The sequence below is a fragment of the Thermoprotei archaeon genome (genome assembly GCA_038881895.1).
GTDB lineage: Archaea > Thermoproteota > Thermoprotei > Gearchaeales > WAQG01 > JAVZOV01.
The window spans coordinates 1-26,526 of record JAVZOV010000004.1 but is presented as its reverse complement, the minus strand read 5'-3'; the positions used below and the strand labels follow the sequence as shown (position 1 = coordinate 26,526).

Annotated in this window: 24 protein-coding genes; 17 read left to right on the top strand and 7 right to left on the bottom strand. The window is 35.0% G+C overall.

The window, feature by feature from the left end; genetic code table 11:
* The first annotated feature begins 23 nt into the window (after positions 1 to 23).
* The 15 genes from QW128_07625 to QW128_07555 all read left to right on the top strand — a co-directional run bounded on the left by QW128_07625 (position 24) and on the right by QW128_07555 (position 14,552).
* Positions 24 to 1,136 (top strand): M20/M25/M40 family metallo-hydrolase, encoded by a 1,113-nt coding sequence (locus QW128_07625; protein MEM3833435.1) that lies wholly within the window; start codon positions 24 to 26, stop codon positions 1,134 to 1,136.
* Positions 1,137 to 1,570: 434 nt separating this feature from the next.
* A complete protein-coding gene (locus QW128_07620) occupies positions 1,571 to 2,257 on the top strand; it encodes an ACT domain-containing protein (protein ID MEM3833434.1) in 687 nt (228 codons plus the stop codon).
* Between the two features lie 99 nt (positions 2,258 to 2,356).
* A complete protein-coding gene (locus QW128_07615) occupies positions 2,357 to 3,592 on the top strand; it encodes an argininosuccinate synthase (GenBank protein MEM3833433.1) in 1,236 nt (411 codons plus the stop codon).
* Positions 3,558 to 5,042: an argininosuccinate lyase gene (argH, locus tag QW128_07610; GenBank protein MEM3833432.1), complete on the top strand. Its 1,485-nt coding sequence runs from the start codon at positions 3,558 to 3,560 to the stop codon at positions 5,040 to 5,042. The genes QW128_07615 and argH overlap by 35 nt, the downstream gene beginning before the upstream one ends.
* An 86-nt stretch (positions 5,043 to 5,128) precedes the next feature.
* Entirely contained in the window at positions 5,129 to 5,926 is a 798-nt protein-coding gene (locus QW128_07605) for a 1-deoxy-D-xylulose-5-phosphate synthase N-terminal domain-containing protein (protein ID MEM3833431.1), read from the top strand.
* Between the two features lie 20 nt (positions 5,927 to 5,946).
* Positions 5,947 to 6,897 carry a transketolase family protein gene (locus QW128_07600; GenBank protein MEM3833430.1) on the top strand — a complete coding sequence of 317 codons (951 nt, stop codon included), beginning with the start codon at positions 5,947 to 5,949 and terminating at the stop codon, positions 6,895 to 6,897.
* Positions 6,894 to 7,688 carry a 3-deoxy-7-phosphoheptulonate synthase gene (aroF, locus tag QW128_07595; GenBank protein ID MEM3833429.1) on the top strand — a complete coding sequence of 265 codons (795 nt, stop codon included), beginning with the start codon at positions 6,894 to 6,896 and terminating at the stop codon, positions 7,686 to 7,688. Before QW128_07600 ends, aroF begins: the two co-directional genes overlap by 4 nt.
* Positions 7,673 to 8,746 carry a 3-dehydroquinate synthase gene (gene aroB, locus QW128_07590; protein MEM3833428.1) on the top strand — a complete coding sequence of 358 codons (1,074 nt, stop codon included), beginning with the start codon at positions 7,673 to 7,675 and terminating at the stop codon, positions 8,744 to 8,746. Before aroF ends, aroB begins: the two co-directional genes overlap by 16 nt.
* Positions 8,719 to 9,402 (top strand): type I 3-dehydroquinate dehydratase, encoded by a 684-nt coding sequence (gene aroD, locus QW128_07585; protein ID MEM3833427.1) that lies wholly within the window; start codon positions 8,719 to 8,721, stop codon positions 9,400 to 9,402. Before aroB ends, aroD begins: the two co-directional genes overlap by 28 nt.
* Entirely contained in the window at positions 9,378 to 10,259 is an 882-nt protein-coding gene (gene aroE / locus QW128_07580) for a shikimate dehydrogenase (GenBank protein MEM3833426.1), read from the top strand. Before aroD ends, aroE begins: the two co-directional genes overlap by 25 nt.
* The gene (locus tag QW128_07575) at positions 10,249 to 11,106 is read left to right on the top strand and encodes a shikimate kinase (protein MEM3833425.1); all 858 of its coding nucleotides are present in this window, start codon (positions 10,249 to 10,251) and stop codon (positions 11,104 to 11,106) included. The genes aroE and QW128_07575 overlap by 11 nt, the downstream gene beginning before the upstream one ends.
* Positions 11,107 to 11,127: 21 nt before the next feature.
* The gene (aroA, locus tag QW128_07570) at positions 11,128 to 12,375 is read left to right on the top strand and encodes a 3-phosphoshikimate 1-carboxyvinyltransferase (GenBank protein MEM3833424.1); all 1,248 of its coding nucleotides are present in this window, start codon (positions 11,128 to 11,130) and stop codon (positions 12,373 to 12,375) included.
* A gap of 12 nt (positions 12,376 to 12,387) precedes the next feature.
* Complete coding sequence (aroC, locus tag QW128_07565; GenBank protein ID MEM3833423.1) at positions 12,388 to 13,461, top strand: chorismate synthase; 1,074 nt, start codon at positions 12,388 to 12,390, stop codon at positions 13,459 to 13,461.
* Positions 13,437 to 13,673: a chorismate mutase gene (locus tag QW128_07560; protein ID MEM3833422.1), complete on the top strand. Its 237-nt coding sequence runs from the start codon at positions 13,437 to 13,439 to the stop codon at positions 13,671 to 13,673. Before aroC ends, QW128_07560 begins: the two co-directional genes overlap by 25 nt.
* 33 nt (positions 13,674 to 13,706) lie before the next feature.
* The gene (locus tag QW128_07555) at positions 13,707 to 14,552 is read left to right on the top strand and encodes a prephenate dehydrogenase (protein MEM3833421.1); all 846 of its coding nucleotides are present in this window, start codon (positions 13,707 to 13,709) and stop codon (positions 14,550 to 14,552) included.
* On the opposite strand, the gene QW128_07550 is transcribed toward QW128_07555, so the two are convergent.
* From QW128_07550 to QW128_07540, 3 genes are all read right to left on the bottom strand, one after another.
* Positions 14,547 to 15,506, bottom strand: a complete 960-nt coding sequence (locus QW128_07550) for an ornithine cyclodeaminase family protein (GenBank protein MEM3833420.1) — start codon at positions 15,504 to 15,506, stop codon at positions 14,547 to 14,549. The genes QW128_07555 and QW128_07550 overlap by 6 nt on opposite strands.
* A 221-nt stretch (positions 15,507 to 15,727) precedes the next feature.
* Positions 15,728 to 16,795, bottom strand: coding sequence for an ATP-grasp domain-containing protein (locus QW128_07545; GenBank protein ID MEM3833419.1), 1,068 nt, complete (start codon positions 16,793 to 16,795; stop codon positions 15,728 to 15,730).
* A 150-nt stretch (positions 16,796 to 16,945) separates the two neighbouring features.
* The gene (locus QW128_07540; GenBank protein MEM3833418.1) at positions 16,946 to 19,249 is read right to left on the bottom strand and encodes a glycoside hydrolase family 31 protein; all 2,304 of its coding nucleotides are present in this window, start codon (positions 19,247 to 19,249) and stop codon (positions 16,946 to 16,948) included.
* A 156-nt stretch (positions 19,250 to 19,405) separates the two neighbouring features.
* Between QW128_07540 and QW128_07535 the strand changes: the two genes are divergently transcribed.
* Together QW128_07535 and bgaS are read left to right on the top strand one after the other, a co-directional pair.
* A complete protein-coding gene (locus QW128_07535) occupies positions 19,406 to 20,236 on the top strand; it encodes a PIG-L deacetylase family protein (GenBank protein ID MEM3833417.1) in 831 nt (276 codons plus the stop codon).
* Positions 20,237 to 20,581: 345 nt separating this feature from the next.
* Positions 20,582 to 22,039: a beta-galactosidase BgaS gene (gene bgaS, locus QW128_07530; GenBank protein MEM3833416.1), complete on the top strand. Its 1,458-nt coding sequence runs from the start codon at positions 20,582 to 20,584 to the stop codon at positions 22,037 to 22,039.
* 258 nt (positions 22,040 to 22,297) lie between these two features.
* Here bgaS and pheT read toward each other — a convergent pair whose 3' ends face one another.
* The 4 genes from pheT to QW128_07510 form a co-directional block, all read right to left on the bottom strand.
* On the bottom strand, positions 22,298 to 23,974 hold the full coding sequence (gene pheT, locus QW128_07525) for a phenylalanine--tRNA ligase subunit beta (GenBank protein MEM3833415.1): 1,677 nt from the start codon (positions 23,972 to 23,974) through the stop codon (positions 22,298 to 22,300).
* Complete coding sequence (locus tag QW128_07520; GenBank protein MEM3833414.1) at positions 23,961 to 25,550, bottom strand: phenylalanine--tRNA ligase subunit alpha; 1,590 nt, start codon at positions 25,548 to 25,550, stop codon at positions 23,961 to 23,963. Before QW128_07520 ends, pheT begins: the two co-directional genes overlap by 14 nt.
* A gap of 120 nt (positions 25,551 to 25,670) precedes the next feature.
* The gene (locus QW128_07515; protein ID MEM3833413.1) at positions 25,671 to 26,333 is read right to left on the bottom strand and encodes a transposase; all 663 of its coding nucleotides are present in this window, start codon (positions 26,331 to 26,333) and stop codon (positions 25,671 to 25,673) included.
* On the bottom strand, positions 26,300 to 26,526 hold a 227-nt coding region (locus tag QW128_07510), incomplete at its 5' end, for a hypothetical protein (protein ID MEM3833412.1). The genes QW128_07515 and QW128_07510, both read right to left, overlap by 34 nt.

Here is a 26,526-nt window from a genome sequence, read left to right as displayed (position 1 = left end):
CAAATATTTCTGTCTTGGTGTATATGGTAATGATCACCCCCATAGAATTGCTTATTAATATGATAAAAATTTATTCGCCAAGCAATAAGGAGGACAATATTAGAATATATATAAACAAATTACTTAGTGAGGAGTTCAAAGCTGATAAAATATATATCGATAAAGCTGGGAACATAATCGGAATCTATAATGGTACAGAGCCCACAATTTTACTTTCAAGTCACATGGATACAGTACCTGGTGAAATTGCTGTAAGAATTGATGAAGAGAAGATTTATGGAAGAGGAGCATCCGATGCAAAAGGACCTTTGGCAACTTTCCTCTATTCATCATACTTACTAAAAAGAGTAGAAAATTATCCATTAAAAATAATGGTAGTTGGCACGGTTGATGAAGAAGGAGGAAGTAAAGGAATAAAAGAGTTGCCTAACACTCTACAAAAATTAAATGTTAAACCCTCATACGCAATTTTTGGTGAACCGGGAGGTGCTAATGTTATAACAATAGGATACAGAGGAAGAATACAACTGCGTATAAAACTATTTGCTGAAAGTTATCACGCATCATTACCAAATATACCAAATGCAATAGAAGATATGGCGATAGTGCTCAGTGCTCTAAAAAATTATGAAAGAAAATTTAAAACATTCAGTAATTTTACTTCCATAACAATAACACCCACGATTATAACTGGTGGTCACGCAATAAACGTAACACCTCGCGAATGCGAAGTAATATTGGATATAAGAGTCCCACCGACAAGATCAACAAACGAATTCCTATCAGACATAATTAACATAGTTAAATCTACTACTAATTTGAAAAACGAATGTATTGTCGAGGATTTTACTGAACCCTATGAATTGAACATTTCAACTCCTTTAATTGCTGCATTTCGTGAAGCTATATTGCAAATAGCCAACGCTAATGCAAAGCTTATAAGAAAAAGTGGAACTGGTGAGATGAATATTTTTGCTCAAAAGTGCAATATTCCAATCATAACATACGGACCTGGAGACCCAAAAATATCTCACACAGACAATGAGTACATTCTTTTGCACGATTATGAATTGGCAATTAGGATTGTAAAACAAGCACTCTGGGTAATAAACAGTTATGTAAGTAAATTAAGATAGAAGTGATCCTACTAGACAAGGGTTCTGAATTAAGTATGGGTATGTGTAGAATACATACTTAGTCCTTTCCTCTCTGCGTTAAACGTTTCATAGAGGGCTTTCTAGTGAATCCATGAATCCACATATTTGAAAGTTCAAAATTAAACCACATTCCACTAACCTATCCCTATAGGAAGTTAAGCCTCCAGAGCAGAGAGATAGATTTCAAGCATTATACAAAATATATGCAATCAACCTATAAATATATCTATTTTGAAACCACTGACAACAGCTCTAAAGATAATGAGAGTTAGAATATATGTGTCTTCTTCGTTTTTCACTTCTTAATTCTTCTCATGTTTTTCAACACCTTCACCATAAATAAGACAGAGAAAGATTATGTGATGAAAGGAAAAAGTTAATATGTGCATTGCGTGATATGTTGTGAGGGCTCAGTGAAAAACAAGTTGAGTATTGCGAGAATTGTGCGTAGTGTGGTTGATACACATCCTTCGTTAATAGATTGTCTTAGGAATGGATCTTTAAATTATACTGCGACTTCTAAAATGTTGAGAAGTGAAGTTTCAAAATTAATGGGTACTGATGTTGAGATTGATGCTATTAAGATGGCGTTAATACGTTATGGTGAGGAACTTAAAGAGGATCTAGAGCGTATTGAAAATAATATTAGGAAGGTCTTAGCTGAAAGTACGCTTCAAATGCGTAATGATGTTGTTGTGATTACAACTAAGTGGGGAAATGTTACGGGGAAGCTAGATGAAATAATTCGTGTATCAGGGGATTCTAGATTTTTCCAGATTACGCAGGGCATTACTACGTTTACTATTGTTATTGAAAAAAAGATAGAAAGGGATCTGGTATCTATTATTGGTGAACACAATGTGAATAATATTATCAGAAATCAAAGTGCAATAATACTTTTGAGTCCTGAAGAAATAATATCAACACCTGGAGTCATAGCTTATATCACATGGCTTCTTTCTAAAGAGGGAATCAATATAACTCAGATCATTTCATGTCATCTAGACACAATTTTTATAGTAAGCCAGGAGCAGGCTTTAAAAGCGTATAAAGTACTTGAGGATTCAATAAATCATATAAGGCGATTTATAGATAGATAGTTTTAACGAGATAAACATGTTCTAATTGAAACATGATCGTTTTTTAATTGTTATTTTCATCACGTAATTTATATTTAATACTATTAGATAAAGTAATTTATGAAAAAAGTAGTACTGGCATATTCAGGGGGATTAGATACTTCAGTATCGATAAAATGGTTGCAAGAAAAATATGGATACGATGTTGTTACTGTCGCACTAGATGTTGGTCAGGGTGAAGACTTTAAGGAAATAGAAAGGAAAGCTTATGAAATAGGAGCTGTTAAACATTATACTATAAATGCATTGGATGAATTTGTGAAAGATTACATTAATCCAGCAATAAAATCTAATGCTCTCTATCAGGGTAAATATCCATTAAGTAGTGCTTTGTCTAGACCTTTGATATCAAAATATTTAGTTGAGATTGCGGAAAGGGAGAATGCTGATGCTGTTGCTCATGGTTCTACTGGCAAGGGTAATGATCAAGTTAGATTTGAAGTAACAATTAAAGCATTGAATCCTAATTTAAAAGTCATAGCACCCGTGAGGGAGTGGAATTTGAATAGAGAAGAGGAAATAGAGTACGCGAAGAAACATGGAATTCCTGTAAAGGCTACTAAGAAAAGCCCATACAGCATTGATCAGAACTTATGGGGTAGGTCAATTGAAGGTGGTGTTTTAGAGTATCCTGAAAAGGAACCACCATCAGATGTATTTGAATGGACTGTGGATCCTATAGAAGCACCCAATACTCCAGGTTATGTAACCATTGGTTTCCGGAATGGTGTGCCAGTAAGTCTAAATGGTGAAGAAATCAATGAGGTCACTTTGATCTCTGAACTTAATCGTATTGTAGGTATGCATGGTGTGGGAAGAATTGATCACATGGAAGATAGACTAATCGGTATAAAGTCAAGAGAAGTTTATGAGTGCCCGGCGGCTTTGGCTATTATTGAGGCGCATAAGGATTTAGAGAAATTCGTTCTCACGCGGCACGAGAATAATTTAAAAGAGTTAATAGATCAAACATGGATCCAGCTTGTATATAATGGATTATGGATGGAACCATTAAGACTTGATCTTCAGGCTTTTATAGATTCGACACAAATACCTAGAGTTAGTGGACAGGTTACACTCAAATTGTTTAAGGGCGGTATGTATGTAGTTAGTAGGAAGAGCGATTATGCATTATATGATTTAAAATTATCAACATACGACACTTCATCAACATTTAATCAAGAGTTTGCTGCCGGATTTATAGAACTCTGGGGTCTTCAAACTGTTACTGCTCACAGAATATTAAGGATGGTTAATGAAAATGCACAAAAACCCGTGGGAGTCGAGGTTAAGTAATAGAAAGAAAGCTTTAATACTTATTAAAGAAGCTGAAAATGATCTAAAAAATGATAAAACTTTAATACCTTATGAAATACTTGTTAACGAAGCTCATACGATAATGCTTTACAGAGTTGGAATTTTAGAAAAAAGCGAGGCATCAGCAATACTCAAAACTCTCGAGAAACTTTATGATGAGTGGATAAGTGGTAACATGCAGTTTAATACTGAACTCGAAGACATACATTTTCATGTTGAATCATACTTAATAAATAAATTAGGAATACGCACTGGTGGTAAGCTTCATACAGGAAGAAGCCGTAATGACTTAATAGCCACAGATATCAGATTATACCTTAGGGATGCTATAAATCAATTCTCGCAAGAATTATTAAATGCTATGAAAAAGCTGCTTGATATTGCTGAATCTAATATAATGACCATCATACCAGGATACACCCACATGCAACAAGCTCAACCAATAACACTGAGCCATTATTTAATAGCACATGTAAATCAACTTATGCGCACATATCAAAGATTGCGCGAAGCGTACAAGAGAGTTAATCTTTCACCTCTGGGGTCTGGAGCATTAGCGGGAGTTAATTGGTCTGTAGATAGAGAAATGGCTGCTCAATATTTAGGTTTTTCTGGCATTATCGAAAACTCATTGGATGCAATAACATCTAGAGGTGAGATTGAAGCAGAAATATTATCTGATTTAGCAATATTATCTACTCAACTTAGTAGGATTGCAGAAGATATTATATTTTGGGCATCTCAAGAGAGTAGGTTAATAGAACTAGATGACTCTTATGCAGGTATTAGCAGTATCATGCCTCAAAAGAAGAATCCTGAAGCAGCAGAGATCGTAAGAGCTAAATCATCAGAACTCTATGGAAACTTAGTTAAGGCATTAACAGTAATGAAAGGATTACCAACTGGATATAATAAAGATATGCAGGAGCTTAAGGGAGTTTTAGAAGAAAGTTTTGAGATAACAAAATTAAGCTTACAATCTATCGTTGGTATGATAGAAACTATGAGAATTAACAGTGATGTATTCATAAATTCTCCTTCAATGACGTATACCCTTGCTACTGATATAGCCGATATACTAGTAAAAAAATTGGGGATATCATTTAGAGAAGCCCATCAAGTTGTAGCTTCAGCTGTTAAACGTTCTCAAGACAAAGGTCTCACTATCGAACATGTAATTTCATCATTAAATGAGGAACTGGGTATTAAGATTTATGAGTTACCTGGGTTAAAACTAGATCCAAAAATGAGTATAAACATGAAAATCAGTAGAGGAAGTACTAGTCCTAGTGAAAACATGAAAATGCTAAACAGACTTAAAAAAACAATAATAAAGGAGAGAGATAAATTAAACAGCGAGATCATGCGAATCAATGAATCACTAAAAATGTTAATGGAGGATATTAAAAAAATAATGACATTATCCTGACATTCTTTTAATAACCTAAATATAAACGTTTCTCTGATATGACTAGCAACATGCTTATATAAATGTAATTACTAAAAGTATGTCAAGTGGGGTGTTATGAGCCGCCAATATCTGGAGGAGCGAATCACGCTCCAATGGTTAAGCACCCACTAACTTCATTAGATGACCTTCTCTTACCGAAAAGTATAAACAGCAAACTTAATAGTGAAAATGTTCATTCACGGTTCCTTGAAATCACTAAAAAATTAAACAACTGGCATGTAGAGTCTGCGCGCTCATCACTTAACATACTCATATCATTATACAGTGATTGGATAAACGAAAACAGATTCATAATACTGAGTAAAGGTCACGCATCACTAGCACTTTATACAATATACCTTGAAATAGGAATAATTGATGAGGTTGATATAAAAACATTTGGGCAACCTGGGTCCAAGTTACAGCCACATCCGGAAGGTAAAAGTTTGCCAGGAATCTTAGTTTCAACTGGTTCATTAGGTCAAGGTCTTTCGATAGCTGCAGGCTTAGCATTTTCGGCAAGAATTGATAGACACAGTGTTGAGATTGCTGTAGTAATCGGTGATGGTGAGCTTGATGAAGGACAAGTCTGGGAGGCTGCCGCAACAATTTCGTCAAATAAGCTCGATAATATTATTGTTTTAATAGATAGAAACCATAAACAGTTAAGTGGTGATACTGAGAGTATAAAGAATAAAGAGCCTTTAGACATGAAATGGGAAGCTTTTGGATGGTATGTTTTGAAAGTTGATGGTAGTAATAAAGACGCAATAACCGATGCACTGATGAAAGTTTCAGAAGTTAAAGGAAAACCAAAAGTTATCATCGTTAAATCGCACAATAAAGAATTGTTTAGGTATTAAAAGGAAAGGGGTTTTTCCTGATGATATTATCAGGCCAGAGTATGTTTAGTTTTAGGGAAGCTTTTGGGCAGACTCTTCTAGAATTGGGAGAACATGTCCCCAATCTAGTGGTAGTTGATGCTGATGTTTTTAAGTCTACTCGAACACAATATTTTGCAGAGAAGTTTAGTGAACGTTTCATTACTGTAGGGATAAGCGAACAAGATTTGGTGGGTGTGGTAGCTGGTTTAGCGCTTGGAGGAAAAATACCTATTGCATCAACCTATGCAATGTTTATGATGCGCGGATGGGAACAAATAAGAAATACTATAGCTAGAGATCATCTAAACGTAAAATTCATAGCAACACATGGAGGACTTTCAGACTATTTAGATGGTGCATCACACCAATGTTTAGAAGATATCGCAGTAATGCGTGTTATTCCGGGAATGACAGTTCTAGTCCCTGCTGACGATATAGCCACCAAACAATTGCTCTTTCAATCAGTAGTAGAGCATAAGGGGCCTCTTTATATGCGATTAGGGCGTGATAATGCTTACCGTATATATAATAATGATACAGAGCTTAAAATAGGACGTGCAGAGCTAGTTAGAGAAGGATCTGATATAACTATTGTAGCAAATGGAACTATGGTTGCAATAGCTTTAGAGGTGGCTACATTACTAAAAGAGAAAAACGTAAGCGCTGATGTTATTGATATGCATACTGTAAAACCTCTTGATACGAATATACTTATACGTAGTGCTTCAAAAACCGGCAGGGTTGTTACTATAGAGGAGCACAATATCATTGGTGGTTTGGGTAGTGCTGTTAGTGAAGAACTGAGCGAGTATAAACCTGTAATGATAAAGAGGATTGGCGTAATGGATGTTTTTGGAACTGCTGGAAGAAGTTATGAAGAACTTTTAGAGTATTTTGGTCTGGTTCCAGAACATATTGTAAGGAATCTGGAGGTGTTTATTAATCAATGAAACTTAAGTTCGTAACTAAAGATTTTAAAGATAAGACTGTTATTGATATACATGGTGTAAAGATTGGTGAAAAACCTATTGTAATAGCAGGTCCATGTTCTGTAGAATCTGAAGAGCAAGTTATACAGATTGCTAAATTTGTAAAAGAGCATGGTGCTTCAATGTTGCGTGGAGGAGCATTTAAGCCGAGAACGTCTCCGTACAGTTTTCAGGGACTTGGTGAAAAAGGCTTGGTATACTTAAAAAAGGTATCTGAAATTACTGGATTACCTGTTGTTACTGAAGTTCTTGATCCTAGGGATGTGAAGTTAGTGGAAAAATATGCTGATGTGTTACAGATTGGAGCTCGCAATATGCAAAATTTTCCATTACTCAAAGAAGTAGGGAGGTCTTTCAAACCTATTCTTCTTAAGAGAGGTTTTGGTGCTACAATAGAAGAATTGCTTTCAGCAGCAGAGTATATTATGAAAGAGGGTAACATGAATGTAGTATTGTGTGAGAGAGGTATAAGAACTTTTGAAACCTCAACAAGGTTCACGTTAGATATTGCAGCTGTTCCAGTCCTTAAAGAATTAACGCATCTGCCAATAATTGTCGATCCTAGTCATGCAGCTGGTAGAAGATCATTGGTCCCTTCTTTAGCAAAAGCAGCGCTAGCGGCTGGTGCTGATGGTATAATAGTGGAGGTTCATCAAGATCCAGATCGTGCTCTTTCAGATGGTCAACAGAGTCTCACGTTAGATGGTTTTAAAGACATGATGGAGGAGTTGAAAAGATGGAAATTTATATGAGAATTTCAGATGGTATAAACACAAAAATAATAATAGATCGTAACTTGCTCAATCAATTGGATAATCTAATAGAAGATTTAAGGCCTCATAAGGTTGCAATAATTACTGATCCACTTATTGCAGAACTCTGGCTTCCAGTCGTAAAAATTGCATTAAATAAACTAGGGATTGTCTCAAAAATAATAATGGTTCAGAGAGGAGAAAGAGCAAAAACTTTCGGTACCTATAGAAGAATATTAAGGGAGCTTATCAATTTTGGTTTTACCAGAAAATCTTTAATCATAGGGTTTGGCGGGGGATCAGTTTGTGATCTCTCCGGTTTTGTTGCTTCAACTTATATGAGAGGAGTGCCATTAATCTTGATACCTACGACGTTATTAGCTCAGGTTGATGCTGCAATAGGTGGTAAAAATGGCATAGATTTCATAGGAAAAAATATGATAGGTACATTTTATCATCCGCTAAGGATAGTTGTTGATCCAAACGTCCTCGCTACATTAGATAGGAGAGACTTTCGAAGCGGCTTAGCAGAAATAGTAAAAAGTGCAGTAATAATGGATAGTGAATTCTTTAATGAATTAGAGGTAAATGTGAACAATTTAAAGGATTCTAGCTCAAGCTTACTTGCACACGTTATAGCTAAAAGTATTCAGTTAAAGGTTAAAGTTGTTGAATCTGATTATAAAGAAAATAATCTTCGTATGATATTAAATTATGGTCACACTATAGGCCATGCATTGGAGAAAAGTTTAAAGTTTAGGATCAGACATGGTTATGCCATATCAATAGGTATGGTTGTGGAGGCTTTCATTGCAACTAGGATATTAGGATTTGCAGAAAATGATGTGTTTCGTATTATTAGTTTATTGAGTTTCTTAGGGTTACCGACAAAGATTCCATCAAATCCCGAAATGCTGATAAAAAACATGGAGTTAGATAAAAAGTTCTGGTATAATAAACCTTTGATGGCTTTACCTAAAAGTATTGGTCATGCCGAACTTGTTAATGTTGATTATGGGGTGATTAAAGAATGTCTAGAAAAATGTGTTTATCAATAAATGGCAATAATATAAATGAAATAGCTGAAAAGCTTGTAAAACTAAATGCCCAATTGATTGAAGTACGATTGGATAAAATACAGAATTTACATGAGATTATAGATGAGGCTGTTAAACTGGTACATGAATTCTCATTTAAACATGATTTAATAGTTACCGTGAGAAGTAGTATTGAGGGAGGATCTTTCTCAAATGGTGAGAAAGCGCGTTTACGCATTATTTCTGAACTTATTAGAGCAAAACCAAAATACGTTGATATAGAACTGCGTTCACCTATAGCTAAAGATGTTATAAAACTAGCTAAGGAGAATGATGTTAATGTTATTTTGTCATATCACAACTTCTTGGAAACTCCGAACCTTAAAGAGCTGCGTTTGATTGCAGAACGAGGACTCAGATTTAACTCCTCATTGGTAAAAATTGTTACAATGGCACGTAGTTATCATGATAATATTACTATGTTAAGGCTTGTGTCAGAAACTCCAGGCAGAGTTATAGGGTTTTGCATGGGAGAGCTAGGCATACCTTCGCGTGTTCTCGCACCGTTCTTTGGAGCACCGTTCACTTATGTATCATTTGGTGAAGAAACAATAGCGCCAGGACAGATTAACATATCTACGGTGAGAGAAATATGGAGACTGATGAAGCTCATTTAGTTAATGAAGAAAAACCATTGAATTATTATATAATAGGATATCCAATAAACCACTCGATCAGCCCAAAAGTCTACAATAAGATATTTAAAATTTGGAATATTAATGCAAAGTACAGCGCGTTATCAGTAAAACCTGATGAATTATCAACAAAGATAGTACTATTAAAAAGTCAGAATGCAAAGGGATTTAATGTTACAATACCTCATAAAGTGGCTATCATGGATTTTTTGCATGAAATTACTTACGATGCAGAACTGATTGGTGCTGTAAATACTGTAATTAATAAGAATGGAAAACTTATTGGTTTTAATACTGATGCAATTGGATTTCTCAATGCATTAAAGCATCATGTAAGTTTATCATTTTCTAAAAGTGCTATAATAGGTGCTGGTGGTGCAGCGAGAGCGGCCATTTATGAATTATCAAAGTACTCTGATGAGATACATGTATTTAGTTTGAGCGGAGACTCTGCAATAAACACTGCAAATTATTTTAGAAGAATAGGTTTTAATGTAATAGGACATAAGGCAAATACGAAATGTTATTCAGAAATTTTACCTAGTGTAGATTTGATTGTAAATGCATCACCTGTTGGAATGCTAAATCAGAATGAAATACCTATTCCACCAGAATTTTTAAAAGAAGGGATGATAGTGATGGATATGGTTTATAATCCATTGGTGACTAAACTTATTAGGACTGCATTAGAAAAGAATTGCAAAGTTATTGATGGACTATGGATGTTAGTCTACCAAGTGATTGAAAATTTGAACTTGTGGTTTGGTTTTAAACCATCTGAAATTCTAGTTAGAGTTATAGGTGAGCGATATCTCACTGGGGATTACCATGAGAGGTGAAAGTATAGCATATGGTGCAATAAGTGTGGTAAATGCTCTACCAACTGGAATAGGAGCTTCAGCAGGTGTAAAATTAAGAGTTCACGTTAAAGCAGAGATTATTGATGAAGATTCATTAAAATCGTCTGTAAAAGTAAATGATGAGAACATTGTTGTTGATAATAAACTAGTTAATGCATTATTTAATTTACTTAAACAAGAATTCAAAATTCAAAGTGGGTTATATTTAGATATAAATTCTGAGATACCTATTTCAAGAGGACTTAAAAGCAGTAGCGCTGTTGCCAATGCCATTATAGATGCATCTCTTAAAGCACTGGGTATTAATTTGAGAAAACACGATATTATAAAACTTGGCATAAAGACTGCTATGAACGCGGGTGTCACGATCACAGGAGCATTTGATGATGCATGTGCCTCGATGTTTGGGGGCATTCATGTAACTGATAATAGATCATTCGAGATCTTGTCTTCATATGATATAGAAGAGATGAAAGTTGTGATATTAGTTCCGCCTTACCATACGACTAAATCTCTAGTAGATAAAGATGCCTTTAGAAGAATAGGAAATTTAATGCAAATACCTATTGATCTTGCATTAAAAAAACAGTGGTTGAATGCTCTAACATTTAATGGTCTTTTAGTTTCCTTACCTTTAAAGATAGATTTAGCACCAGTATGGGATGCTCTAAAATCAGGTGCTAAAGCTGCGGGAGTAACTGGTACAGGACCTGGAATAGTAGCAGTGACTGATGAACCAGAATTGATTATAGATGTTTGGAAGAAATATGAAAGAAGGATAATAGTAACAGAGACAAGGAGGCTAGAGTATGATGATGTATTGTAAAGAATCTGTCTGGTGGTTGAAATGAGAATTAAAGTATATCCTGCAAAGTATTTAGAAGGCATAATATCTGCTCCACCTTCAAAAAGTTATACTCATAGAGCACTTTTTATAGCACTTTTAACTGATGGAGAAACAAGGATACTTAATATGCTGAATTCAGCAGACACTAATGCCAGTATGCGAGCTATAAGAGCTTTTGGTGGAAAAATAAAAAATGCAGTGGTTATGGGTGTAGAGAAACCTGTAGAACCTGATAATGTGATAAATTGCAGAGATTCAGGGACTACGATAAGATTTGCTGCATCGGTAGCATCTTTAGTGCATGGGTTAACAATACTCACTGGTAGTAATTCTCTAAGAAAAAGACCAATGGAATCGCTTGAAAATGCATTAAGACAGCTAGGTGCGCTCGTTGTAACAAGGAAGGGGAGACCGCCATTAGCAGTAATGGGTGGAAAAAACGTTTCCGATAATATTGAGATTGATGGCTCAGTATCATCTCAGTTCATTTCTGGGTTACTGATAATATCGCCTAAAATAGGATTAACTATTAATGTGGTAGGCAAAATGGTTTCTAAACCATACATAGACATGACAATACGAACGATGAAATCTTTTGGTGTAACTGTTAAACAGCATGGAACGATGTTTAATGTTGAGCGTCAGTCGTACAAACCTATTACATTTACTGTTCCGGGGGATTATTCATCGGCGGCCTTTCTGTTTGCAATTGGTAATCTCTTGGGACGCGTACGTGTTTTAAATTTAAAACCAGATGATGTGCAACCTGATAAAGCATTTATTAACATAATTAAAGAAATGGGGGCTAAAGTGACGATTGGATCAGACTATGTTGATGTTGAAAAGAACGTCTTAGAAGGTATTGAGGTTGATTGTTCTGATATGCCTGATATAGTACCTATTCTTTCAGTGCTTGGTGCTTATGCTAAAGGTAGGACTATTATTAGAGGTATTTCACACTTGAGGTTTAAGGAGAGTGATAGAATAAAAACAACTAGTGAGAATCTTAGGCGAATGGGTGTTGATGTTACAAATGGTGTAGATTATATTGAAATTAAAGGTCGTGAGAAGTTGAAAGGAGCAACGTTGAATTCGTTTGGTGATCATAGAATCGCCATGGCTTTTACTGTTGCTGCACTAGCTGCAGAAGGATGTAGTATAATTAAAGGTGTTGAAAGTATTGTTGATTCATATCCGTTATTTTTAGATCATATAAAAATATTGGGTGGAAATATCGAGGTGATGTAAATTCTTGGCGTAATGTTCAGGGTATCACTCTTTGGTGAGAGTCATGGTAAACTTGTAGGTGTATTAATTGAAGGTTGTCCACCAGGTTTAAGAATTTCAGAGGATGATATACAAAAAGAGTTGGATAAAAGGAAACCTGGTTTGAGTCTTTATGTTAGTCAAAGAAAGGAAGAGGATAAAGTTGAGATTCTTTCAGGAGTATTTAATGGTTATACTACAGGAGCTCCAATTACTATGGTAGTTTGGAATAAGGATGTTATTTCTAATACTTACGAGATGATACGATATATTCCGAGACCAGGTCACGCCGATTACGTCTCTTACATTAAATATAAGGGATTTAATGATTACAGAGGTGGTGGTATTTTTTCTGGGAGGATAACTGCAGGTTTAGTGATGGCTGGTGCTATAGCTAAGAAGCTTCTTTCTTTATATAATATAGAAGTGTATTCTTACATTATAAATATTGGACCTATAGAATCCCCTGTAGTAACATTGAGTGAGATCAGAGAAAATGTGTACAAAAGTCAAGTTCGATGTCCTCACATTGAAACTAGCAATAAAATGGAGGATTACATTAAAATAATAATGAAAGAGGGAGATAGTGTTGGTGGTGTTATAGAAACTATAGTATTAAATGTTCCTGTTGGTTTAGGTGAGCCTCCTATTGATACACTTGATGGAGATTTGGCAAAAGCTATGTTTACAATACCGGCAATAAAGGGGATAGAGTTTGGTGCAGGTTTTAAGTTGTCTAAGATGAAAGGAAGTGAGGCGAATGATCCTTATATCATTAATAATGTCAAGATTATCACGTCAACTAATAACGCTGGTGGTATTAATGGGGGTATTAGTAATGGTATGCCTATTATTTTTAGAGTTGTTGTTAAGCCTACATCATCAATAAGAAAAAAGCAGAGAACTGTTGATCTTTCAAAGATGGAAGAAACCGAAATAATCGTCGAAGGACGGCATGATCCATGTATAGCAATTCGTGCTGTCCCTGTTGTTGAATCGGTTACATCAATAGTTATTGCTGATCATTTACTTAGGTGGTTGTCATGGAGTGGGAAAATAACATCTTAAAGATAAGAAAACAAATAGATACTATAGACGATGAAATAATAAGACTTCTAAATAAAAGAATGCAACTTTGTAAAGAAATAGGAGAATTAAAAAAGAGAATGAATATGCCGATAGAAGATTGCAAAAGAGAGATTGAAGTACTACAAAAAGCTGGTATTTATAAATTAGTTTTTAAAGAAATAATAAATTTATGTAAGGGTTTCGAAAAATAGATAATGTTAAACATTCATGAGGGTGTTCAAATTATGTTGTATATAGGAATAATTGGTGGAGCGGGCAGGATGGGTTCATGGCTGGCTTCTCAACTTAAAGAAATGTACCATATTACAATATATGATATAAATACAGATCAGATGTATAAAGTTGCAGCACAATTAAACATAGATTATGAAGAGAAATTAGAATCTCTAGTCAAGAAAAATGACATGATAATAATAGCTGTCACACTCAGTAAAGTTTCAGATGTGCTTTTAGAGTTATTATCATTCACCTTAGATAATAAAATAATATTTGATATCGCATCTTTTAAGAGAAGTATTATATCAATGTATTTAAAGTATCCTAGAACTGTATCTGTATGTTCTGTACATCCTCTTTTTGGTCCAGGAGCTAAAACAATCAAAAATACTCCAATAGCTATCATTCCAGTACCAGGTAGAGAAAATGATGCTAACAGTGTGAAACGATTTTTTGAAGAGCTTAATGCAAATATAATAATGATAGATTGGGAAACACATGATAATATGATGGGAATAGTGTTAGGAATACCATACATAACGGGTCTCTCAATTGCTATGATGATAAAAGATCATGAAGAGTTAATTAAAAAACTTTCTGGAACATCCTTCAAGTTCTTCTCCATGTATGTAAACGCTATGTTAAGTGAGGATGCGAATCTAATATCAGAAGTTATAATGAATGAATCATCGAAGAAAGCTATAGTGAACTACATAAACATTATGAAAGAAATTTTTAGATTAAAGGATGGTGAGCTTCAAAATCTTATTTTAAACTTAAAAAATCAACTAAAGATTGACCGCAACTCATATAAAAAGATTTATAGTGTTATTTATTCTCAAGATCTTTCATAATGCCATTTCTATTCCTAAATCTTTCTTTTTAGCTTCATTATAAACCCAAATCGCTGTAGCCACATCAAATATTGCTGCTCCAACGGATTTAAAAAATGTGATCTCTGTAGAACTTTGTCTTCCTTGTACTTTGCCGACTAGAAGATCAGATAATTCATAGACAGAGCTCAGTTTAATGAGACCTTTGTCAAGAGGTATTTTTAGATCACCAGATTTTATTGCATCATCCTTAAAATCAACAAATATTTTACTAGCACGCATCACGACATTTTCATCAATTTCCCTAGTCTCAGGTGAAAATGAACCAATACCATTAATGTGAGTTCCATCCTTTACTAACCTTCCATCAAAAACAGGTTCACGTGAAGTAGTTGTAGTAATAATTATGTCAGCATCAGTAACACGTTCATTAGGATTATTCATAGGTCTAACTTCAATACCAAGTCTTTCGGACATTTCTTTAATATAATTATCTAAACTTGGTTTGTGGGAATCATAAGCGTAAACAGTTTCGATTTTCCTAACTACTTGGAGTACAATAACCTGGGCTCTACCCTGAACACCACAACCATAAACAGCAACTACATGAGAATCTTGTCTTGAAAGTTTATCAGCCGCAACAGCACCAATACCGCCAGTACGCATTGCAGTTATATAGTCACCATCCATTAATGCAATTAAACTACCGTCTTCTGGATCTATAAGCCCAATAAACGCTCTAATTGTTGGTTTTCTGATTGGGTTAAAGAATACACCCTTAAAACCAAGAGCGTTCTCACCCGCCATATAAGAAGGCATTAATCCAAAAGAACCTACTTTAGAATCAACCCAAATTCTGGAAGGAAGTGTTACCTTACCTAAACCGCGATCCACGAAAACTTTTTCAACAATTTTTACAACGTCCGTAGGTTTAAGTAATTCTTCAACCATACTACGTGGTATTATAAGAACCATGTTTAATCAAAAATAATTTTGGAACTAGAAACAAATAAATCTAACTTAATTAAATGCATAACTTGTTCTAAATTGAAAAAGAGATCTCAGCTCTTAAAGTTTTATGCCCTTGTTCGTAGCTTTTCCAGATTCTTACACGAGAAATTTGACAAGAAAGTCCTATTGGTTCTAGATTGTTAGTAAGCTTAATATGTGTTAGATAAGTCGAGGAGAACATCAGCCTATATTAACGTTATACTCTTGAAATTACTTTCTTTAACAAGGACTGGGCCTGCATCTGGCAATCTTATCCAATAATATCCTGCTTCTACTGCGTTGTATTTTTTAGTTTGTGGGATTTTTTCATTGAATGCTAACTTGACATAAATCCATGGCATATTACAACTTAAATGTACATAAAAGTTGTTTGTTGTGTAGAATCTTCCTGCGTTTATTTCTGTTATTGATGGTATGCCGTTCTTATTAACTTTCATATCAACACCAAATACTCCATTAGGTTTATCATCAATTGCTTTTATTGCTTCTGTTCCTATTTTATTCACTAGCTCATTATGAACTGTTACTGCGACTGATGGTGTTGATGTTTGCCCGCTTGGCGTAATGTTTCCAAATAGATATTCTATTCTTTTTCTTGCTTGTGAGACTATTAACTCTCCATCTTTCCAAATACTTTGAAAAGCGAATTCTTCACCAGGAAGATATTCAGATATCATAAAATCTTCATATGTTAATCCTTCTTTTTTATTCCAATAATTTATCCATTCTATAATCTGTTCTGGAGAATAGGCGGGCAGTGAAGCTCTCGACCCCGCTCCTTTTAGCGCTCTAACCCAAACTCTACCTGTTTCATCCTTTAATTCATTGTAATATTTTTTTATAGAATCAACATCCTCAATTTTATAAGAGGTTGGCACTGGCACATTCTTACTTTTAAGCGTTTGGTTTGTCTTGATCTTATTTTGAGCTATTTCGATTGTTTCATGTTTTGGTAAAAATGTTTTCGCATTGATTTTATCCCTGTTCTTAGATATAATGTATACCTCAATATCAGGTTGTGCATGTACGAAATCTATTTTCTCCATATGGATTAATTTGTTTACTATGTCTAGATATCTTGGGTCCGTTGCTTTTGGTATTATGTAAGATTTATCAGCATCAACCAGTTCTAAGTGATATTTATTAACATCTGTTGCTACAATGTAAAACTTTTCAGTAGCCATTCTCAATGATTTTATAAAGTTAATTCCAGCAGATCCTCCTGCACCTAATACAAGGATGTGTTTTTCCATGCTATGATCTCCCTACATTTATGAAATGGACCTCAAATAAAAACAGATCTCCTTTATAATGATGTTTTAACTAAGATTGTGTAAAGATTGAATTTGATACTACTCTGTCTTTAGAAATAAAGTCTTTAGTTACGATTAAGGCCATTTTGTTTATTCTAGTGCGAACTTTGCTATAGCAGTTCTCTCCTGCATCTTAAAGCTTTGTTTTGCACCATTTATCGTAATGTTTTCTATGCCAGATCCATTTAAAATGTGTAGTTCGATATTCCTAAAGGAGTGTTTATAGTTTCTGTTTAAAATTTCAGTGTTGACTATGATTTCATTGTTGTTCCGAACGATCTCCACCTCAGTCTCAAAATACTCTCCTTTTTGATATTTTAAGGTTTCACCGTCATCATCGTATATTCGTGTTTTCACTTTCTTAGTAATGAATGTTTCAATCTTAATTGGATCCCAAGATTCGTATGCATTCTCTTTAGGATCAGTTGTAAGTATTGCCGTGTTTTCTCTAATAAAGACTGGTATTATTTCAAGGGGAGCTTTAACTAAAATCCAACCTGGGTTAAGTATCTCTCCGTTCCAATAATTATACCATTTAACTTCTGGCAGATATACAGCTCTAGCTCTGGCACCTGGTGCTAGTATTGGCGCTATCAGAAGGGCTTCTCCTAGCATGAACTCGTCATCTATATCATAGCAATTTTCATCGGAAGGAAATTCAGTTGAAAGTGTTCTCATTATAGGAAGTCCTGTTCTGTGAGACTCTACAAAAAGTTTGTAAATATAAGGAAGGAGCTTATACCTGAGTTTAATAGTATTTTTAATTATTGTCTCAAATGGTTCTTCAAAGACCCATGGTTCATGTCTTCTAGCGTTAATTTCACTGTGATTTCGATAAAAAGGATAAAAAGTTCCTAGTTGATGCCATCTGACTAGAAGCTCTGGTTCAGTGTCATCGCTGTATCCTCCAACATCAGCTCCCACAAAAGGTATGCCCGAAAGGCTTAAGTTGAGAAGTTGAGGAATACTAATCTCCATGTGTCCCCAATCTGCTTGATTGTCTCCTGTCCAGATTGCTGCAAATCTTTGAATGCCTGCAAACCCTGACCTAGAAAGGATGAATGCTCTTTTATCTTCATATGCTTTTTTAAACCCTTCATATGTAGCTAAGTTTTCTAAAAGTGGATATGCATTATGTATTTCATCGTGATGAACCTCATTCCCCTCATCATCTCTATGTATGGCATCTATTTTTGCGTATCCAACACTTTTATTAACCATAGCTGTTGATATTTTTGAAATTTGCGAAATAACATTTAAACCCATGTTTTCATTGCTACTAATGATACTTGGTAATTGTTCGATCACATCTTTTAATGGGTCTAACATTAGAAATATTGAGGGTTCATTCATATCAAGCCAGATTCCATCAACACCTTGTTTAACCCATTTAGCTATGTATGATGACCATAAATTTCTTACTTCTGATCTGAGAAAGTCTGGGAATGTGCATAAACCAGGCCATACAACTCCTAAAAAGAGTTCTTTGTTTGGTGTTTTCAGAAAACCATCAATCTTATTGAAATCATCAAAAACTTCATAACCATCCAGAGCTTTGACACCAACATCTATTATAGTTACGAGTCTCATGTTGATTGAATGGAGTCTATCAATCATTTTCTCTGGTAATGGAAAGTTTTTCGGATTCCATGTAAATATTTTAAATCCATCCATATGGTGTATATCTAAGTATATTGCATCGCATGGTATTCCTCTTTTTCTAAATTCATTGGCAACATCTAAAACTTCATCTTGAGACATATAACTATATCTGCTTTGGTGATAACCGATAGCCCATTTAGGTGGCATGAAAGGTTTCCCAGTAAGTTCTGAATAATTTCTTAAAATATCATAAATATTATTACCTACTATTAAGTACATTCTAAATGAATTTGATTTGATGTTCAAGAAAATTCCATCGGAATATTTAACACCAGTATCAATATAAATATATCCAGGATAATCTATAAAAACTCCAGCAGACCGCTTAGGATTGGTAGCAATATAAAAGGGGATAGACACATACATTGGATCGCCTAAAGGAAGATGAACAGGTTGATCAATATTCCATATGTGGAATCTCTTGAATCTTCTATTAAGCCTAGCATACTTTTCTCCTAATCCATAAATTCTATCATTCTGATCAATATATTGGAGAAGCTCAACGTGAGTTTCATCAGAATTAAGAATTTTAAACCTTAATATGAAAGTATTCTTCCATATAACAGTAATTTCATTATCTTTTACTTGATAATTCCATATTCCTATAGCTTCCTCACTCAAAGGTTCTTGAACCACACCAAAACTCTTTTTAAATCCTCTATCACCGTTTATTATTATTTTTGCAATGTAAGTACTTAAAGGCTTAAAAGAAATCTGAGCCGAAGTTTTCATAATATTTCTCCCTTTAATCATTCTGGTCATTAAAATATAAATGTTTTGTTTAATATCTATAAAACGTTACCTATAATAGTTAATATTTCATCGTTGTGTTTCAAAAACAAAAACACTATATAGTACATAGTTCAAAATAATTGTAGGGGTTAATAAATGGACATGACAATTTTTAACGATCTTAAAGATATTATTGAAAAACATACTTATGAGGATGCTGTGAAAATGCTTGTTCGGACACTGCTTGCTCCTGATATAGAGAAAATTTTTAATCAACCTAGAAAGATTTTATGCGTTCAACCTCATCCTGATGATTGTGATCTCAGTGCAGGGGGCACGTTAATCAAATCTATTAAAAATGGTGCAGAAGCTATATACTTAACATTAACTGATGGGTTAATGGGAACTATTGATCCCAAAATACTTCCAGAAGAACTGTCCATAATAAGGAAAAAAGAACAAGAAGATGCTGCAGGAATTATTGGTGTGAAGAAATTTATATGGCTAAATTATAGAGATACTGAACTACCCTATTCATCAAATATTAGAAAACTTCTCGTTAATATAATTAGGAAAGAAAGACCAAGCATTATTTTAGCGCCAGATCCATGGCTTCCTTATGAAGGACACCCAGATCACAGAGTAGCAGGAATGCTTAGTATTGAGGCAGCCATTTTTGCTGGTCTAGTTCATTATGCGAAGCTACCTTATGATGAGGACAGTAAACCACATAACATAGAATACATGGTTTTTTACAATACACATAGACCAAACTTATATTATAATATAGATGACGTGATTGAGATCAAATTAAAAGCTTTAAAACAACATAAGAGCCAATTCCTAAACAACTGGGATAGTGTAGAATTATTCATAAGAACTCTCAACATGCTCTATGGAAAAATGATTAACACAAAATATGCGGAGGCATTTAAAGTAATACCAAAAGATTTGCTTCATGTAGCAACAGTAGCAGAGCATGTTTAATTATTTTATACCTTTAATCAAGAAAGATCAGATCTCTTGCTGCTCCGTAGCTGAAGTTGGATGTTTCCAGTATTTGGAGTAGATTTTTCACTCATCCTTCATCTGCTTAGTAGGGAGTTCACTAGCTCTCATTTCATAACTCTCATTACTCTGTAGACTATGTACATATGCATTCAAGTTTCATCCTCTCCTAAGGGAACATTCTGTTTTCTTAAGGTTTGACATGCTTAAATTCTGTCGTTTATCACAAACTAATCTAGGTTTTTGAGCACTTACTTTTATAATCTATTATGTGATGAAGTATTTTATAAATAAATTTTTAAGCTGGAAAGACTTAATATTTTTATGAAACATCATTTTCCGAATAATTTTCTTTTTGGTTTTTCAGAGTCAGGGTTTCAGTTTGAGATGGGCATTCCAGGCTCTGAGAATCCAAACAGTGATTGGTGGGTATGGGTTCATAACGAAGAAAACATTTTTTCAAAAATTGTAAGTGGGGATTTTCCTGAGAATGGACCTGCTTATTGGCATTTTTATGAACAAGATCATAAGATAGCACAAAATTTGGGAATGAATGCTGCACGATTGGGTATTGAGTGGAGTAGAATATTTCCTAAACCAACATTCGATGTGAGGGTGGATGTTGAAAAGGATAGCAAAGGAAATATATTAAGAGTTGATGTCAATGAAAAAGCTCTTGACGCACTTGATAAAATGGCAAATAAAGAGGCGCTAAATCATTATAAAGAAATTTTTAATGATTGGAAAAGTGGAAATAATATGTTGATAGTTAATCTTTATCATTGGCCTTTACCTCTCTGGCTTCATGAACCTATAATGGTTAGAAAATTTGGGCCTGACAGAGCTCCATCTGGTTGGTTAGATGAAAAATCTGTTGTGGAATTCACGAAATTTGTTGCATATATAGCTTGGAAGTTAGAGGATCTCCCAGACATGTGGAGTACTATGACCGAACCTAACGTTGTTTATGGTTCAGGTTATGTTGATATTAAATCAGGTTTTCCACCGGGATATTTAAGTATTGATTCTGCCATAAATGCGGCTAAACATCTTGCAGAAGCGCATGCTAGAGCTTATGACGTATTGAAAGAGATATCTAAAAAACCTGTGGGAATGATACATGCAGTATTTGCTGTAGAACCTTTCAAATCTGGCAATGATTACGTCGATGCTGCTGAACGAGCTAAAAAAGTAGAAATTTACGATTTCTTAGATTTGATCACATCAGGAGTATCTCTTTTTATAGGTGAACGAAAAGATTTAGGTGATCACCTTGATTGGATTGGTGTTAATTATTATAGTAGGGTTGTTGTTAAGCCGGCGAAATACGGATTGGGTTTTGAGGTAGTTGATGATTATGGTCTCTATTGTTCTCCAAATAGCGTTTCAAGAGATGGGAGGCCTTGTAGTGATAGTGGTTGGGAGATTTATCCAGAAGGTCTTTATAATGTTCTCATAGATTTTTGGAGAAGATACAAGAGACCATTAATTGTCACCGAAAACGGCATAGCGGATGCAGAAGATAAATTTAGACCAAAATTTCTAATATCGCACATACTACAACTTAAAAAAGCTATAAATAGTGGTATAGACTTGAGAGGTTATTTTCATTGGGCACTTACAGACAATTATGAATGGGCCAAAGGATTTAAAATGAGGTTTGGGTTGATTCATGTTGATTATGAAACAAAAAAGAGGTATTTCAGACCAAGTGCTCTAATTTTCAGAGACTTGATAAAGTACGGAGAAACCGATAAATTTATTGTGGAAGATGAGAAATGACTATGAACCTCTCCACGGCTGAAGTCGGTGAGTTTTCAGCATTTAGGATGAGCTTTATGTTCATTCCCTTATCTGTTGGTTCAGAGGGGCTCACAACTTCTCCATCCCATAGATCTCATTATCCTATAAGCTATGTTTTCACTCCAATTCAGATGTTATTCCATTTCATCGAGAACATTCAAAATTTAGTGGGCTAACATCATACTTAAACTTTGTCCATTCATCCCAACAAAGCTCTAGGTTTTCTGGGCACCAATCTTATAATGTGTCTGTGGGGATTTTGATGATTTTTGCGAGTTTTGTTATGTTGATCTCAAATGCTACTGTTGGCATTCTTAATCGAAAATTAAGCAGGACGTTTGGGTGTATTTCGCCAATTATTCCTATTTCTGTATTATTAATTTTTATTGTTGCTGCTCGTCCGTTTAAAAAGCTTGGATGTTGTAGTGGTTGGAATTGTGGGTTTAGTTTGAACGTTTTAATGAGTGAGTATGCTATTGCTTGGATTTGCTCGTAACTTACTGAGTATTCCGTGTGTGCTGCTGCTATTTTCATTTCTTGTATAGTTAGATTTGGTGATTGTGGATTGCGTTGGACTGTGTAACCAATCTCGAATATTTTTTGAGGATATTGAGTATCGATGTTGAACGAGAGAAGGTTGAGTAAGTTTGGTATTAACCATATTCTGAGTGCTGTGTATTCGTCACTTACTGGGTTTTCAACCTCAATCATGTTTTTTGTTTCTGTGATTGGGAGGAGCATGTTTTCTATTTGTATTTTGGGAGATGTCATCATGTATGTTGATATTTCTTGATATCCAAACCCTATCATGATTTCGCGAATATCCTTTTCTAGTTTTCGTATTGGTAGTTCTTGACCTTTAGTGTTAATGAGAGGATATGTGGGGTTTAATTTCATGTAACCGTAAGTTATTGCTACATCTTCGACTAAATCTATTGGATGCAGTACATCGATCCTGTATGGTGGTACCTTTACTATCATTTCGTCTTTTTCAACTGTGACTATATGGTTCATTTTTCTGAGTAACTTTGCTATGCTTGTGATGCGTAAGCGTAATCCTAATGCGTGGTTTATTAGGTCTTTAGTTATTCTGACTTGTTGATATTCTAATGATGGTATGTACACTATGTCTGGATATTCTATTTTTATGCTTTCTATGTGGGAGGCGTTGCGTTCTGCTAAGTTATAGGCTATAATGCGTGCCACTATTGTCGTGAATTCCTTATCAAATCCAGTAACGTCGATGAGTACATCTTTTGTGTTTGTAGTCACTCGTGTATCTTCACTATTTATTATTGGTGGCATTGACAATACTGTACCTTTTTCATCGACTAATAATGGTGCAATTTCTGTGATTAAAGATCCATATTTTATTCCTTTTTCCGTAGTTTTCAGTATTTCTTCACCATTCATAACAGTTTGATAATCTAATGGTCTGAATTTGATCTCTTTAAGGGGTAATGCTGTATATTTAATTGTTTTACTAATGCGTGATATATCGTAGAGTCCTATTGAACCCTTTTTTCTATTTCTGCAAACAGTCTCGTGAATTTTTTCTTGGAATTGGAATATTTGTGATAATGCTGTTTCATTGAGTTTAACGTTTCTGACTATAAATGCTGAGATTGCTGGCCTTACTCTTAATACTTGTGGTTCTACATGGATTTTATAGTCGCTTTGACCCACATTTATCGGTTTGTTTTTCTTTCCTATGAAAGGTCTTAATGCTCTTGCTAGACCTTCTGTTGAGAAGAGATCAGGTCTATCGGCGTTTACTTCTAGTGTCATAGTTGTTCCTTCTATTTCTTTGATTTCGCATTTTGTATACTCCAATAGTTCTTTTAGTTGTTCTTCGTTAATTCTGGTTCCTAGCAGATTAAATAGGTCTACTATATCAATGCTAATAGTTGGCATGGCTTCTCAACCACGGGAATTCACGTAAATATGAAAGATCTTTGGTGAATAATTCTCTTATATCATTTATTCCAAGAACTGCCATTGCTAATCTATCAATTCCTATACCCCATGCCAGTACTGGGTATTTTATGCCCAATGGTGCTAAAACTTCCGGTCTAAACATTCCTCCAGGTAATGCTTCTATCCAGCCTAATTTTTCATGATAAATATAACCTTCTACGCTAGGTTCTGTGAAGGGAAAATAAGATGGTTTAAATTTAATCTTAGTGATGCCTAATCTGTTACTGAATTCCTTTAAGAAACCAAGGAGGTCTCTGAATGTAAGATTTTTATCCATTACTATTCCTTCGCATTGGTTGAATTCCATTGAGTGTGTTGGATCGAGCACATCTGGACGAAATACTCTTGAAAGTGCAAACATCTTGATTGGTGGTTCTTTATGCTTGTGAAGGTATCGAACAGATACCGATGTTGTTTGTGTTCTTAGTATGAGTCTTCTTGCTATATCTGCGCTCCATTGATATCGCCATCCACGCGATCCTGTATTCCAACCTGTTTCATGAACCTGACGAACCTTCTCTACAAGGTCTGGATCTTCAAGAACTCCTAGTGCCGGTTGTTTTACTCTGTAACTATCATGTATTTCTCTCGCTGGATGGTCTTGCGCCTGAAATAGTACATCAAAATTCCAGAATTCTTGTTCTACGAAGAAACCCTCAGCTTCAGTGAAACCCATCTCTAGTAATATCTCTCTTACTTCCTCAAGAAAAGAAACGTATGGATGTTTTCGTCCTGGATAAATTACTGGCGGTAGTGCGGATACATTGTATGGCTTTAACGATATTGTTGACCATTTTCCGTAAAGTATGTCATCAGATGTTAGTGTGCTTTTTTCATTACTTAATGTAATCAATCCTTGATCAAGCAGTAGCCTGCCAACTTCAGTCAATGATATTTTATAAATCTTTATTATTTTGCGTTCGGCTAGTTTTCTCCTTACTAATTCTTGAAAAACCTCGTTTTCATTAGGCTTTACTGTAAATGGTCCTTTTGACAATTTCTGTAAGAGTTGTTCTATGTTACTTTCAGGTGCAACTGATGATGCCTTCATTAAATTTCTTCCTGATTTTTGTTCTATTGTAATCCATCCCATTTTGCGTGCATGTCCAATGCCAAGTTCTATTAAGCTTTTTGGTAGCTTAATAATGTCAAATAGTTGTTCTGTACGTGCTGAACCTAATTTTACAATAGTATTATAGACTTGCCTTTCTGGAAGTCCTTTTTCTGCATATAATAATCCTTCCTGAGTTAATCTGTATACATGAAGCTCTTCAATATCAATTTTTATTAGGTTTTTTTCTTTTAATGATTCCAGTGTAGACATTAATGTGCTAATCGATGACCCTGTTTCTTTTGCTAATAATTGGGAATCTACAGGTTCGGTTGATCTCCTTAATACGTATAAAATTGAGTATTCAGTATCACTAACTGTTATTCTATCCAATTTGATGACCTCCTCTCCACACTGATAAGCAAGGTTTTCTTGAGATCTCGAAGGTTGTACTCCTTTCATAATCACTACTATTATGTGCTTCAATACGATTATCAGTCTTGGTTCTCAGGGATAACGAGATTCTCATAATCACTTTAGCATTAGAAACATTAGGCATAAAAGCTTTATTCTGCCTTAAGATTAGAGAACCGTTGTGGGATTCATGGACTTTCGTCCCTTCCCCCTCACCTCTATTTCTAGGGGTTCATTGAGGGCCTTCGCCGCCAACGGTAAAGGACGGCACATGGAGAGTCTCATGGCGATGTTCCAAGCTGCAACTAAATGTCTATCCGCTTGGAAGCCGCATTTTCTACACTTGAATGCATGCCCATTCGGCTTACTCAATTCGCCACACATCGGGCATGTTCTGGAAGTGCTCTTAGCATTAACCATTTCAGGATTAAAGCCTAGCTCCATCGACTTATAGGAAATGTAAGACTGAATTTTTCTGAACGGCATGGCGTGAAGCCTCCTATTCATCTTCCTACCATACCGTATTCTTTCCCTAATGCCTTTCAGCTTCTCCATTACCGGTTTAACGTTTTCTTCGGCGATTACGCCAGCTATAATCTTCGTTGCTCTATGGAGTATGTCGTTTATCCTCCGCTTTTCCCTCCCAGAATACTTCGCTAGCAGCTCAGCTTTCGTTTCCCCTGAAGTCTTATTCTGGATGCTCCTCCTCTTCCTGAAGTATCTGCCTCTAATGTATTTCGCCTCGCTTATATCTATCTTGATGAACTTAACCTTGTTTGGCTTCACAACAGCTAGGTCTATACTACTTTCGTTAACATCGATGCCCAGCACGCCTTAAAAGACAGTTTCAAAATAGATAGACTTAAATAGGCATAAGTCGTAATATCTTCTTGATGAAGAAGCTTTACACTCTCAAAGAGGCAGCGTTTAGCTGCCTTTGTCAGTATTTTCAGAGCAGATAGGTTTAAATATGGTTTGCTCATACGTTTTAGTGTCCCCTCTGCTCTGGAAGCATGACTTCCTA